This is a genomic window from Mesorhizobium sp. L103C131B0 (assembly GCF_000502275.1).
Classification (GTDB): Bacteria; Pseudomonadota; Alphaproteobacteria; order Rhizobiales; family Rhizobiaceae; genus Mesorhizobium.
Map to the genome: position 1 here is coordinate 62,539 of NZ_AYXC01000014.1, position 12,638 is coordinate 75,176.

The following is a 12,638-nucleotide window of genomic DNA, read 5'->3' on the forward strand; positions in this document are numbered from 1 at the left end:
TTACGCGCGTCGTTCTCAAGACCGGAATCGCATTTTTGAGCGACATGCACTGGCCGTCCGAAAACAGGGAACCGATCATGCCGAAGCTGCTCTACGCGTCCTCATCCCCCTACAGTTCCAAGGTGCGCATGGCAGCACTCCATGCCGGCATTGCCGTCGAGCTCGTGCCGGTCAAGACCGAGGACAAGCCTGCTGAACTGATGTCAGCCAATCCTCTCGGCAAGATTCCGGTGCTGGTGCTCGACGACGGCCGCTCGATCCACGACAGCCGCGCGATCACTCAGCATCTCAACCGCGCTTCGAAGAGCCTGTTGTTGCCGCGCAATGCCGACAAGCGCCTCGAGGCCGAAGTGCTGGAGGCGCTGGCCGACGGCATATGCGACTGCGCGCTGTCGATGGTCTATGAGCGGCGCACGCGTCCGGAGGAGATGGTCTATCAACCCTGGCTCGATCGCCAGTGGACCAAGATCACCGCCGCACTCGATTTCCTCAACGCCAATCCGCCGAAGCTGCCGAAGAAGATCACGCTTGGCCAGCTGGCGTTGCGTGCCTGCCTCGGCTACCTCTCTCTGCGCTTCGCCGGCAAATGGGAAAAGGGCCGCGGCCGCCTGACCCGCTGGGCAGCGCGTTTCGATGAGAAGTTTCCGGGGCTGAAGGTGGCTGTGCCGGCCTGACGGGCGAAACAAAAAAAGCCGGGCGCGAGGCCCGGCTTTCTTGTGTCGTGGCTTGAACGACAGTTAGAACTTCATACCGACGCCGAAGGTGACGCGGTTGTCGCTCTCTTTGACCTTGGTGCCGACACTGTCGAAGCTCTTGGAACCGAAGTCGGTGTAGCGGTACTCGACACGGCCGAACACATTGTCGGTGATCTTGATGTCGGTGCCGACGCCGGCCGTCCAGCCGAGCATGGTGTTGCTGTCGCTGTCGCCGGGGACCGAGACCTTCTGGTTCTTCAGGGCGCCGCCGCCGGTGCCGTAGAGCAGGATTTCCGGGGTCACGGCGTAACCCAGACGGGCGCGCAGCGAGCCTTCGAAGCCGCCCTTGGAATTGACGCCGCCGCTGTCACCCTTGACGCCGTTGTAGCCGAGATCGGCTTCAGCACCGTACACGAAGTTTTCCTGCTGCCACTGGTAGCCGCCGAAAACGCCGCCGACAAAGCCCTTGGTCTTGATGTCGGGGCCGCCGTCCTGGACTTTGGCATGACCGCTGAAGCCGTAGCCGGCGCTGAGACCGGCATACGGGCCGGCCCAGGAAGCGACGGGGAGCTCGGCGATCGGGGCTGGCGCCGGGGGCTCTTCCGAGACGACATCGGCAGCAAAAGCGGTACCGCTGAGGGCGAAGAGCCCGAGCGCAACCGCGAGCGGCGCGAATTTGAGATTGGTTTGCATTGTTGTTTACTCCTTAAGCCACAAGACACGTAGGCTTGTTTGTCCTGAGCGCCATCAACCCGTCCGGGGGGTGAAACGGATCTGGCACTCAACGGTTCCGAATGTCGTGTCAAAATGCGGCGGCAGCGAACCTGAAAATGGGTCATTCCCCGGCACGAATGAGGCCGAAGCTTGACGTTGCATCTTCGCAACAGCGAAATGTCAGTACGCAGGCGATGCTGCACTGCACTCGGCTTGGTGCAACGGGTTCAGCGTCCTATATTGCGGTCCTGCCGACCCGAATCCGGGGCGGTGCCGGCGGCGAAAAAGCCGTTTCGCCACATTCCTGCCCCAGGTGGAAACGGCATTTAACCCCTGGACGCGTCACAATGTGCCGCCAGCCGAATTGAGGCGCAGATTGAGGATTGACAGATGATCGAAGCCGCCGGAACGGCGCTGGTGACGGGCGGGGGGAAGCGGATCGGCAAGGCGATCGTCGAGGATCTGGCCGCGCACGGTTTTGCCGTCGCCGTCCACGCCAACCGCTCGACCGCCGAGGCCGACGCGCTGGCTGCGAACATCAGGGACGGAGGCGGCCGCGCCGGCGTGGTAGCCGCCGATCTGACCGACATGGATGCGGTTGGCGATCTCGTCGGCCGCGCCGCGGCAGCGCTCGGCCCGGTCACGCTTCTTGTCAACAATGCGTCGCTGTTCGTCGACGATAGCGTCGAGGACTTCGACTGGGCGGCATGGGACCTTCACTTCGCCATCCATGTGAAGACGCCGGCGCTGTTGGCGCAAAACTTCGCCCGCGCCTTGCCGCAAGGGCAGGAGGGGCTGATCGTCAACATCATCGACCAGCGCGTCTGGCGGCCGACGCCGCGCTATTTCTCCTATGCGCTGTCGAAGTCGGCCCTGTGGACGCAGACCGAAATGCTGGCACAGGCGCTCGGTCCGCGCATCCGCGTCAACGCCATCGGTCCCGGTCCGGCGCTGAAGAATGCCCGCCAGGACGATGATGATTTCCAAAAGCAGGTCGATGGCCTGATTCTGAAGCGCGGCCCGCAATTGGCCGAATTCGGCGCCACCATCCGCTATCTCTGGGAGGCGCGCTCGGTGACCGGCCAGATGATCGCGCTCGACGGCGGCCAGCATCTTGCATGGCAGACGCCGGATGTGACAGGCATGGTGGAATGAGTCCCGCAGACCAGAAACACAAGACGCGCGCCGGCGCCGCCGACGATATGCCGCCCGACATCGAGCTTGAGGATGAAGCGGTCGAGGAGATCGTCGAGCCCGAGGCCACCGGGCCCGATGTCGCCTTCACAGCGATAGACTGGGCGCCGCATGCCGGCGACGCCGACGGCATGGTCGGCGCGGAGGTCATCCAGACATTGGTCAAGCGGCTGCCCAATGCGCCCGGCGTCTACCGCATGATGAACGCTGCCGGCGACGTGCTTTATGTCGGCAAGGCGCGCAGCCTGAAGAAGCGGGTGACCAACTACGCGCAAGGCCGGTTCCACACCGCCCGCATCGGCCGCATGGTGCGCGAGACATCGACGATGGAGTTCGTCGTCACCCGCACCGAAATCGAAGCGCTGCTGCTCGAGGCCAATCTCATCAAGCGCTTGCGGCCGCGTTTCAATGTGCTGATGCGGGACGACAAGTCGTTCCCTTACATCCTGTTGACCGGCGATCACGTCTCGCCCGGCATCTACAAGCATCGCGGTGCGCGCTCGCGCAAGGGGGACTATTTCGGACCTTTTGCGTCGGCCGGCGCGGTCGGGCGCACCATCAATTCGCTGCAGCGCGCCTTCCTGCTCAGGAGCTGCACCAACTCCTTTTACGAAAACCGCACCCGGCCGTGCCTGCTCTACCAGATCAAGCGCTGTGCCGGTCCATGTACCGGGGAGATCTCGCATAGCGACTATGCCGAGCTGGTCAGCGAGGCGAAGGATTTTCTGTCGGGCCGCAGCCAGAAGGTGAAGACCGAAATCTCTGCCGCCATGCAGCAGGCCTCGCAGGAGCTCGATTTCGAGCGCGCCGCCATTTATCGCGACCGGTTGGCTGCACTGTCCCATGTGCAGAGCCATCAGGGCATCAACCCGGCCACGGTCGACGAGGCCGATGTCTTTGCCATCCATCAGGAGGGCGGCCAGGTCTGTATCCAGGTGTTTTTCTTCCGCACCGGCCAGAACTGGGGCAACCGCGCCTATTTCCCCAAGGCCGACCCGGCACTGGAGGGGGCGGAAGTGCTGGGCTCGTTCCTGGCGCAGTTCTATGACGACAAGCCGACGCCACGGAACATTCTGCTGTCGCGAGGTGTCCAGGATCAGGAACTGTTGGCCGAAGCGCTGTCCACCCGCGCCGGCCGTAAAGTGTCGATCTCGGTGCCGCAGCGCGGCGAGAAGAAGGATTTGACCGACAACGCGCTGCAGAATGCCCGCGAGGCGCTCGGCCGCCGCCTGGCCGAAACCTCCACGCAAGGCCGGCTGCTCGCCGGCTTTGCCGAGACCTTCGGCCTGCCGAAGCCGCCGGTGCGCATCGAGGTCTACGACAATTCGCACATTATGGGCACCAACGCCGTTGGCGCCATGGTCGTCGCCGGGCCGGAAGGGTTTGTGAAGAACCAGTACCGCAAATTCAACATCCGCTCGACCGAGATCACGCCCGGTGACGATTTCGGCATGATGCGCGAGGTGATGGAACGGCGCTTTTCGCGGCTGCTGAAGGAACATGGCGATGTCGTTCCCGACGACGCGGCAGCCGGTGGAGCAGGCGACGACATCGAGGAAGACATCTCCGGCAGCTTCCCGGCCTGGCCGGACGTCATCCTGATCGATGGCGGCCAGGGCCAGATGAGCGCGGTGCGCAAGATCCTCGCCGACCTCGGCATCGAGGATCGCGTGGCGGCCATCGGCATCGCCAAGGGCCAGGACCGCGATGCCGGCCGCGAGCGTTTCTTCGTCAGAGGCAGGGACTCGTTTTCGCTGCCCGTCCGCGATCCCGTGCTCTATTTCGTCCAGCGGCTGCGCGACGAGGTGCATCGCTTCGCCATCGGTTCGCACCGCGCGCGGCGCAAGAAGGAATTGGTCAAGAGCCCGCTCGACGAGATCGCCGGCATCGGTCCCGGCCGCAAGCGCGCGCTGCTGCTGGCCTTCGGCACTGCGAAGGCGGTCAGCCGCGCGGCAGTCGAGGATCTGGTCAAGGTCGACGGTATTTCAGAGCAGGTCGCCAAGCTCGTCTACAATCATTTCCATGAGAGCTGAGCGCCGGTGACGCCGCTGTCCCGATCAAATGGCAGCAGCCGTTCTTTTCTCGCAGGCCACTCGAATCCCGGCAATCGCGCGCTATTTTCGTCTGGCCAATCGAATCTCGCCTGTTGACCCCCTACATCCGGTTCTGATTTGAGTACGCAGGCAGAAAGAGTCCCTGAGATATGGCCAAGCGCGCGTTCAACCTGCCTAACATGCTTACCTATGCCCGCATCGTCGCGGTGCCGCTGGTGGTGCTGTGCTTTTTTCTCGAGGGGCATCTGAAATCGAGCGACTTCGCCCGCTGGTCGGCGTTGATCATCTTCCTGCTGGCTTCGATCACCGACTATCTCGACGGCTATCTGGCGCGCGCCTGGCAGCAGACGTCCAACATCGGCAAGATGCTGGATCCGATCGCCGATAAACTGCTAGTCGCCACCTGCCTGCTGCTGCTCGCCGCCGACACCGACCGCCATGCCGGCATCGCAGGCTGGTCGTTGTGGGCGGCAATCATCATCCTGTGCCGCGAAATCCTGGTTTCGGGGCTGCGCGAATATTTGGCGGCATTGAAAGTCTCGGTGCCGGTGACGCAGCTCGCCAAATGGAAGACCGCCATCCAGATGGTCGCCATCGCCTTCCTGCTGGCCGGGCCTGCCGGCGACAAGATCTTCCCGCTGACCACGCAGACCGGACTGGTGCTGCTGTGGATCGCAGCCCTCGTCACGCTCTACACCGGCTACGACTATTTCCGCGCCGGCCTCAAGCACATCATGGACGAGTGAGATGATCACCCGGCTCATTTATTTCGCCTGGGTGCGCGAACGGATCGGCAAGCCGGAAGAGGATGTCGAACTGCCCGCCGGTATCGAGACGGTGGCCGACCTCCTGCGCTGGCTGAAATCGCGTGGCGAGGAATATGAGCACGCGCTGCAATATCCTGATGTGATCCGCGTCGCCATCAACCAGGAACATGTCGAGCATCGCGAGAAGATAGCCGGCGCGCGCGAGATCGCGCTGTTTCCGCCGATGACCGGGGGCTGACACCATGTCCGGCGCGCCGACGGTGCGCATCCAGCGCGACGATTTCGACGTTGCCGCCGAGATCGCGAAACTGACCGGGGGTCGCGCCGACATCGGCGCCGTGGTGTCCTTCTCAGGACTTTGCCGCGACGAGCAGGGCCAGCTGTCGGCGCTGGAACTCGAGCACTATCCAGGCATGGCCGAGGCCGAAATCAGCCGGATCGCCGGCGAGGCGCTTCAGCGCTGGCCGTTGCAAGGCCTGACCGTCATCCATCGCCACGGCAAGATCGCACCGGGCGAAAACATCGTGCTGGTGGTGGCGGCGTCCTCGCACCGGCAGGCGGCGTTCGAAGCGGCCAATTTCCTGATGGATTTCCTGAAATCGCGTGCACCCTTCTGGAAGAAGGAGCACCGCGTGGACGGCACCGATGGCGGCTGGGTCGAGGCCAAGGACGCCGACGACCAGGCTGCGGCGCGCTGGAAGGCGCGGCCCGAATAAATCTCGGCGCAGCCATGTATTGACCGCATTCCCTTGGCCAAATCGCATCGGCAAAAAGGGAGCAAGGGCATGCTGGACAGGATCGCCGAATTCTTCGTCTTCGGTTTTGTGCCGCTGGTTATCGGCGTTCTGGCCGTTCCCGAGCCTTCCGTCGCCGCCGAGAAAACCCTGAAGGGCGAGGTGATGTATCGCGAGCGCATCGCGCTGCCGCCCAACGCCGTGCTGTCGGTTCAACTTGCCGATGTATCGCTGGCCGATGCGCCGGCCGCCATTGTCGGCGAGCGCAAGGTAGCGCCGGCCGGCCAGGTGCCGATCAAGTTCGAGATCAGCTTCGATCCAACGGTGATCCGGCCCAACATGACCTATGCGCTGCAGGCGCGCATCATCGCCGACGACAAGCTGCTGTTCGTCACGGACTCGCGCTATCAGGTCGATCCGCTCAGCGAGGCGCCGCAGGCCATTGTGCTGAAAATGGTGGCGCCGAGCGACAAGCCGACCTCGGCCTCGCTGTTCGGCCAGAGCTGGCTAGTCGAATATATCGACGGTATCGGCGTGATTTCGGAGCCGCAGGCGACGTTCCGGGGCAGCGAAGCCGGCAAGGCGGGCGGCAGCGGCCCGTGCAACGCCTATTTCGCCACCGCCAAGGTCGATGGCGAGACCATCGTCATCAGCGACATCGGCTCGACCTACAAGGCCTGCGCGCCGGAGATCATGGCCGAGGAAAAGGCGCTGTTCGAGGCGCTCGCCAAGGCGGCGTCATACCGTGTCGATGGCGGCAAGCTGATCATCGCCGACAAGGACGGCCACGATATCTTGCGCTTCAACGCAGCGAGCTAAGAATCAAGACTGCGGCGGCGGGGGCGCCGGCGTCAGGCCGAACCGGCGCATCAGGTCCATCAGCCTGGTGCGGTCTGGCGGGCCGCCAGTGCTGAAGATGGCGAAGGCCTCGCGAAAATATTCCGGGCCGATCGCCGCCGGTGTCACCACGCACAGCACCTTGGCGGTCGCGGCGGTGTCGTTGTCGAAGCGATGGACCGCGCCGCGCGGAATGCACAGCGCCTGCCTAGGCCCGATATCGTGCCGGTGTCCGTCGACGGTCAGCATCAGCACGCCTTCGATCCCGTACATCGTCTCTTCATAGTGATCGTGGCTGTGCGCCGGGGCGGGCAGGCGCTGCGAGCCGGCGACCGTCAGTTCGAAGGCGGCGATGCTGCCGTTCGACTGGTCGCCGGTAAGCAGGAAGCGCACGGCAAGGCCGCCATGGCTGATTGTCTCGTCGGCCGGATTGACGCTGATCTGGCTAGCTCTGTCTAGCATTTCACCCTCCCATGTGGTAAATCGGATTTACCGAAATGAGTAAACTCAATTTACCCGAGTGTCAATGCCATTATCCAGGGAAGAACCGCCAAAGAAGCCACCGCTGATCGGTGCACTGCTGCGCGTTCCGGCCATGGCCATTCACCGCAAGCTGATCAGGGATCTCAGGGCGTCGGGTTTCGAGGACCTCAGCCCGCCGCATATGGCGGTGATCCAATATCCCGGCCCGGATGGCCTTCGGCCGAGCGCGCTCGCCGAGCGCGCCGCGATGAGCAAGCAGGCCATGAATCAACTGCTGAAGACGCTGGAAGCGATGGGTTATATCACTCGCTCGGCGGGACCCGATGAGAGCGGCGGGACCGTCGTCCACTTCACCGACCGCGGGCGCGCCGCATACCAGAAGATGGCCGACATCCTGCTCGACGTCGAGCGGGAATGGGCGCAGGAGCTTGGGCAGAAGCGCTTCACCGAGCTGAAAACGCTGCTCGGCGACCTCTGGGACACGCCGCTGATCCGCTAAGGGAGCGGGCCAAAAACAGAAAGCCGGGGTTTTGCCCCGGCTTTCATAGTCAAACCTGTCTATCGGCTCAGCCGACGATCTCGGTGTCCGAGAACCAGTACTTGATCTCTTCAGCAGCGGTTTCCGGCGCGTCGGAGCCGTGCACGGAATTCTCGCCGATCGACAGCGCGTGGACCTTGCGGATGGTTCCTTCGGCGGCGTTGGCCGGGTTGGTCGCGCCCATCACTTCGCGGTTCCTGGCAATGGCGTTTTCGCCTTCCAGAACTTGCACGATGGTCGGCGCCGACGACATGAATTCCACCAGTTCGCCGAAGAACGGACGATCCTTGTGGACGGCGTAAAAGCCTTCGGCCTCGCGGCGGCTCATCCACACGCGACGCGAGGCGACGACGCGCAGGCCGGCCTCTTCCAGCATCCTGGTGATGGCGCCGGTAAGATTGCGCCGGGTCGCGTCCGGCTTGATCATGGAAAAGGTGCGTTCGAGCGCCATGGGGTCGTCCTTGTCTTGAGATGGAAAGTCTTGAGATCGGAATGTGGAGTGGCGGGCTCTATACAAGCCGCCCGGCCCATTGCCAAGGGGACGCGCCCCGGCAGCGTTATTCGGCCGCGACCGCCCGCATGGCTGTTCGCAACGCTCTGGTCAAAGGCAAGGCTTGCGGGAAAATGGTGATTGCGCAGGCACGCACGGTTTCGAAAGGAAATCAGCGGAACGGAAAGACATCGGACCATGTTTGACGGGACGCGCTGGCCTACCACCAGCCTATTGATTATCGGCATTTTTGCTGCCGTGGGCCTTGTTCTGCTGCTCTTTCTGGGTCGCCGCACAGATACGAACTTCGGCTTCGGCCCCGAATGGCAATGCACGCCGATGCCGAAGGGCGACCCGATCTGCGTGAAGCTGGTCGGCAAAGACGGCGCGAAGTGACTGTCAGTATCACTACCGCCTGATAACAACGGGCGGCCGCCGGCGCTCCCAGCCCTCGCGCTCCAGCGTCGGCATCTCATGCTCCTCGCTGGGATAGCCGAGGCAGAAATAGCCGATCAGCGTCCACTCAGGCGGCGTGTCGAGAATCTCGGCCATCTCGGCCGCATCGAGGATCGACACCCAACCCATGCCGATGCCTTCCGCCCGCGCCGCCAACCACAGCGTGTGCACCGCCATGACGGCCGAATAGTCGATGGTTGCCGGCATCGTCATGCGGCCGAGCCCATGGCCTTGTTGCGTTGTCCTATCGGCGAAAACCGCGAACTGGCAGGGCGCTTCACTGAGACCGGCGAGCTTCAGCCGGGCATAGAGCGCGGCGCGCTCGCCCGAAAAGCATGCCAGCGCCTCGGCATTGCAGCGCTCGAAACAGTCTCTCACCGCGCCCCGCCGCTCGGCGCTGTCGACCACCACGAAGCGCCACGGCTGGCTGAGACCGACGGACGGCGCGATGCTGGCAAGCTCCAGCAGCCGCTCCAGCGTACCCTCGGGCAAAGCCGTCCGCTCGAAGCGCCGCACATCCCGGCGCCAGCGCAGCAGCGTGACCAGCCCGGCGCGAAAAATCATCGGTGAAATCGGGGGGTGGTGGCATGGCGATCAGGAGACTTGTGTGAGGAATAGGCAGTAGGCAGTAGGCAGTACAGCGCTCGGACCCTATTGCCTACTGCCTAAGCTGCTGCCGCCGCCTCCTTCCAGCAATGCGGGCTGAACGGACGGGTCGCGTCGTGTCCGACGAGTTCATTGAACAGAATGGTCATTGGCGGCTGCGCCCTCGCGGTCTAATTAGTCGCCTGCGGCTGAAGCGGAACTCGTCGGCGGGAAAAAGATGAAACAGCATTTCATGATGTTCGCGGCCTACAATCAATGGGCCAATGGCCGCATCTACGATGCCGTCGCCGCACTTGAGGAAGAAGAGTTCAACCGCGATGTCGGCGCATTTTTCGGCTCGATGATGGGCACGCTCAACCATCTGCTGGCCACCGACCGCATCTGGATGAAACGCTTCACCGGCGAGGGCGACGCGCCGGCAAAACTCGACGCCATCCTGCACCGCGCGTTGCCTGGCTTGAAGCTGGCGCGTGAGGCCGAGGACAGGCGGATCGTCGACTGGGTCGGCGGTTTGACCGAAAAGGCTTTGTCCGGCCGCTTCTCCTACATGACCGTTTCCGACATGCGCACCGTCTCGCAGCGGCTGGCGCCGGCGCTGGGACACGTCTTCAACCACCAGACCCATCACCGCGGCCAGGCGCACGCCATCCTGACCATTCTCGGCCGGCCTTCGGTGCAGCTCGACCTAGCCTTTTTTCAACGCACCGACGAAGGCCGCGCCTACGCCTGATCTCCTGACCGCGCTTCCCGTTTAAACGCACGGGAGCGTTACCGGTACATTTGCGCCGACCATCCATCCCCGACGCCAGCTCTGAATTCCAGCCGGGTTGTGAAGACCCTGTCGGCACAACGCTGCCCGGTGACGGGGCCAGGTGGCTGGGCTGTCGGTGGCCCGCCTTTTGTGGGCCTTCGGCTCCAGGCCGCCGCAGCCACAACCCGCTCCAACTCCGGTGGAATTTCTGTTTAGAGAATTAAACAAAGTTTAAATGTTGAAGCAAAAACATATTTTTTTTTAGCAGACCAGTGCACGCCTTGAGAACTACAATCCTTATTCTTGGAAAAAATAAAGAAACTATAAGGAAGACTCGTGCGTAGCTGTGAGTGCATAAGCATATGTCTGCTTTGATTTGCTGGCATGTTGCAGTGCACAAAGCAGAACGGCAACAAGGAGAGTGTCATGGTTAATATCACTCGGAAAATCGCTAGAACACTGGCGGCGGGTGCAATTATCGTTATTTTTGCCGCTCCCGCGAATGCAGGCGGCGGAATTGGCGTCGGTGTCGGCGCATCTATCGGCGGTGCTGGCGGTATCAATGCTGGTGTTGGCGCTTCGATCGGCGGTAGCGGCGGGGTCAAGGCCGGTGCTGGCGCCTCGGTCGGCGGCAGCGGCGGGATCAAGGCGGGTGCTGGCGCAACAGTCGGCGGCAATAGCGGCGTTACTGCGGGCCTCGGCGCCTCAGTCGGCGGTAGCAGCGGCATCAAGGCCGGCGCTGGCGCGACGGTCGGCGGAGCCGGTGGCATCAAGGCCGGTGTTGGGGCCACGGTCGGCGGCAGCGGAGGTATCAAGGCCGGTGTCGGCGTCAACGTCGGCAGCGGCATCAACGTCGGCGTCGGCGTCGGCATTGGCGGAACGCCGGGCACGCCCGGTACGCCCGGTACCCCCGGCACTCCAGGAACTCCTGGAACACCAGGCACCCCTGGGACACCCGGTGTCGTCGCCAGCATGTCGAACAGCCAGCTGACACGTATGAAGAAGCGCTGCGTCGATGTGCTCGCCAGCGAGGGCACCTACGACAGCGATCTGCGGCAGCTATGCCTTATGATCTCGCGTCGCTGAGACAGGTTTCGCCGGGAGTGTCGAACCAGCCGTGAGGCTTTACGGCACTCTCCTACCGCATGGCCCAGACTTCCCGAGGGACATGCGCTGACGAGAAGCCTCCGGCCAGTCGGAAAGCCCGCCGCGCAAGTGGCGGGCTTTTTGTCGCCATTCATATCAAGGCAATCGATTGCGCCTTTCGGTTGCCGGAGCGTTTTATCGTTTAACGGAAACGGTGAAACGCGCTATCCCTTTGTCTTGGCAATTCCGAAGGGAAAGCGCTACGCACTTTTCCCGGGAAAGTCGCTCACGCTTTTCCTGGAATTGTTCTGGTTAACCACATTCGAATTGCGGGTAGAATTTTAGGGTTTCATTTGTGTTCCCGCTGCAAAATGGCGAACACAGTGGGAGAAATGGCATGCGGGTCGATCTTTCGCCCACGAGCTTGGGCAGGGTCATAGCAGTCACGGTTGTCGGCACGGCGATCTGTATCGCGGCGGCCTTCCTTGTCGATTCCTACAATTTTCCGTCGCTGTCGCCCGAAGCGTTGCGCTGGGCGCAGCTCACCGACCTGTTGCTGCCGCTCGTGCTGGGTGGATCGTTCTTCTCTTTCCTGATGTACAAGATGCGCCAGCTGGCGATCGCCCAGAAGAATCTGAGCATCGTCGCGGCGACCGACAGCCTGACCGCGGTGTTCAACCGCGGCGCGTTTTCGATGCTGGTCGAGGCCTATCTCGAACAGGCGCGCAGCCAGGCCGTCGTCGATGCCGGCGCCCTGCTGATCGTCGACGCCGATCATTTCAAGACCATCAACGATCGATTGGGCCACGATTGCGGCGATCAGGCGCTCAAGCTGATTGCGCAGACGATCAAGGCCCAGCTGCGCGGCGCCGACATCGTCGGGCGCATCGGCGGCGAGGAGTTCGCCATCTTCCTGCCTGGCGCCGACCCGTCGCAGTCCTGGCTGGTTGCCGAGGGGATCCGGCGGCGCATCCGCGAGGTCGAGTTTGCCCCGGATGGACGGCCCTGTCCCCTCTCGGTGAGCATCGGCGGCGTCGCCTTCAGCGGACCCACCACCTATGCCGACATGTTCCTGACGGCCGACCGGCACCTCTACAAGGCCAAGTCCAACGGCCGCGACCAGGTCAGTTTCGAAACGACCGGGCCGCGCGGCCTGCTGGCCGGTGATCCGACCTTGCATTGAGGGCTGGGACCGGTGCGCCGACAGCTCGGCGTAGCGCCTTAGGGCAATTC

General features: G+C 63.1%; 16 protein-coding genes. 12 read left to right on the forward strand and 4 right to left on the reverse strand.

Annotated elements, in window-relative coordinates; all coding sequences use genetic code 11:
* Nucleotides 1-77 precede the first annotated feature (77 nt).
* Complete coding sequence (locus X730_RS144015) at nucleotides 78-674, forward strand: glutathione S-transferase family protein (RefSeq protein WP_023689091.1); 597 nt, start codon at nucleotides 78-80, stop codon at nucleotides 672-674.
* 63 nt (nucleotides 675-737) lie between these two features.
* On the opposite strand, the gene X730_RS144010 is transcribed toward X730_RS144015, so the two are convergent.
* Nucleotides 738-1,388 carry an outer membrane protein gene (locus tag X730_RS144010; protein WP_023673452.1) on the reverse strand — a complete coding sequence of 217 codons (651 nt, stop codon included), beginning with the start codon at nucleotides 1,386-1,388 and terminating at the stop codon, nucleotides 738-740.
* 411 nt (nucleotides 1,389-1,799) lie between these two features.
* Between X730_RS144010 and X730_RS144005 the strand changes: the two genes are divergently transcribed.
* From X730_RS144005 to X730_RS143980, 6 genes are all read left to right on the forward strand, one after another.
* The gene (locus X730_RS144005; RefSeq protein WP_023826933.1) at nucleotides 1,800-2,564 is read left to right on the forward strand and encodes an SDR family oxidoreductase; all 765 of its coding nucleotides are present in this window, start codon (nucleotides 1,800-1,802) and stop codon (nucleotides 2,562-2,564) included.
* Complete coding sequence (gene uvrC / locus X730_RS144000; RefSeq protein ID WP_023689090.1) at nucleotides 2,561-4,636, forward strand: excinuclease ABC subunit UvrC; 2,076 nt, start codon at nucleotides 2,561-2,563, stop codon at nucleotides 4,634-4,636. Before X730_RS144005 ends, uvrC begins: the two co-directional genes overlap by 4 nt.
* A gap of 170 nt (nucleotides 4,637-4,806) precedes the next feature.
* Nucleotides 4,807-5,403 carry a CDP-diacylglycerol--glycerol-3-phosphate 3-phosphatidyltransferase gene (gene pgsA / locus X730_RS143995; protein WP_023673449.1) on the forward strand — a complete coding sequence of 199 codons (597 nt, stop codon included), beginning with the start codon at nucleotides 4,807-4,809 and terminating at the stop codon, nucleotides 5,401-5,403.
* Nucleotide 5,404: 1 nt separating this feature from the next.
* Nucleotides 5,405-5,662 carry a molybdopterin converting factor subunit 1 gene (moaD, locus tag X730_RS143990; RefSeq protein ID WP_023673448.1) on the forward strand — a complete coding sequence of 86 codons (258 nt, stop codon included), beginning with the start codon at nucleotides 5,405-5,407 and terminating at the stop codon, nucleotides 5,660-5,662.
* A 4-nt stretch (nucleotides 5,663-5,666) separates the two neighbouring features.
* Nucleotides 5,667-6,140 carry a molybdenum cofactor biosynthesis protein MoaE gene (locus X730_RS143985; protein ID WP_023673447.1) on the forward strand — a complete coding sequence of 158 codons (474 nt, stop codon included), beginning with the start codon at nucleotides 5,667-5,669 and terminating at the stop codon, nucleotides 6,138-6,140.
* 69 nt (nucleotides 6,141-6,209) lie between these two features.
* Entirely contained in the window at nucleotides 6,210-6,977 is a 768-nt protein-coding gene (locus X730_RS143980; RefSeq protein ID WP_023826934.1) for a YbaY family lipoprotein, read from the forward strand.
* Between the two features lie 3 nt (nucleotides 6,978-6,980).
* On the opposite strand, the gene X730_RS143975 is transcribed toward X730_RS143980, so the two are convergent.
* Nucleotides 6,981-7,457, reverse strand: a complete 477-nt coding sequence (locus X730_RS143975; RefSeq protein ID WP_023826935.1) for a cupin domain-containing protein — start codon at nucleotides 7,455-7,457, stop codon at nucleotides 6,981-6,983.
* A 64-nt stretch (nucleotides 7,458-7,521) separates the two neighbouring features.
* On the opposite strand from X730_RS143975, the gene X730_RS143970 reads away from it, so the two are divergent.
* Complete coding sequence (locus X730_RS143970; protein ID WP_023826936.1) at nucleotides 7,522-7,977, forward strand: MarR family transcriptional regulator; 456 nt, start codon at nucleotides 7,522-7,524, stop codon at nucleotides 7,975-7,977.
* Between the two features lie 67 nt (nucleotides 7,978-8,044).
* Here X730_RS143970 and ndk read toward each other — a convergent pair whose 3' ends face one another.
* Nucleotides 8,045-8,467, reverse strand: coding sequence for a nucleoside-diphosphate kinase (gene ndk, locus X730_RS143965; protein WP_023684731.1), 423 nt, complete (start codon nucleotides 8,465-8,467; stop codon nucleotides 8,045-8,047).
* A 237-nt stretch (nucleotides 8,468-8,704) separates the two neighbouring features.
* On the opposite strand from ndk, the gene X730_RS1000000167625 reads away from it, so the two are divergent.
* Nucleotides 8,705-8,902: a hypothetical protein gene (locus X730_RS1000000167625; protein WP_023814921.1), complete on the forward strand. Its 198-nt coding sequence runs from the start codon at nucleotides 8,705-8,707 to the stop codon at nucleotides 8,900-8,902.
* Between the two features lie 12 nt (nucleotides 8,903-8,914).
* On the opposite strand, the gene bluB is transcribed toward X730_RS1000000167625, so the two are convergent.
* On the reverse strand, nucleotides 8,915-9,526 hold the full coding sequence (gene bluB / locus X730_RS143960; RefSeq protein WP_023826937.1) for a 5,6-dimethylbenzimidazole synthase: 612 nt from the start codon (nucleotides 9,524-9,526) through the stop codon (nucleotides 8,915-8,917).
* Between the two features lie 259 nt (nucleotides 9,527-9,785).
* Between bluB and X730_RS143955 the strand changes: the two genes are divergently transcribed.
* The 3 genes from X730_RS143955 (at nucleotide 9,786) to X730_RS143945 (ending at nucleotide 12,588) form a co-directional block, all read left to right on the forward strand.
* A complete protein-coding gene (locus tag X730_RS143955; protein ID WP_023684734.1) occupies nucleotides 9,786-10,298 on the forward strand; it encodes a DinB family protein in 513 nt (170 codons plus the stop codon).
* 447 nt (nucleotides 10,299-10,745) lie between these two features.
* A complete protein-coding gene (locus tag X730_RS143950; RefSeq protein ID WP_023826938.1) occupies nucleotides 10,746-11,405 on the forward strand; it encodes a hypothetical protein in 660 nt (219 codons plus the stop codon).
* A gap of 397 nt (nucleotides 11,406-11,802) precedes the next feature.
* Nucleotides 11,803-12,588 carry a GGDEF domain-containing protein gene (locus X730_RS143945; RefSeq protein ID WP_023711912.1) on the forward strand — a complete coding sequence of 262 codons (786 nt, stop codon included), beginning with the start codon at nucleotides 11,803-11,805 and terminating at the stop codon, nucleotides 12,586-12,588.
* The last annotated feature ends 50 nt before the right edge of the window (nucleotides 12,589-12,638 follow it).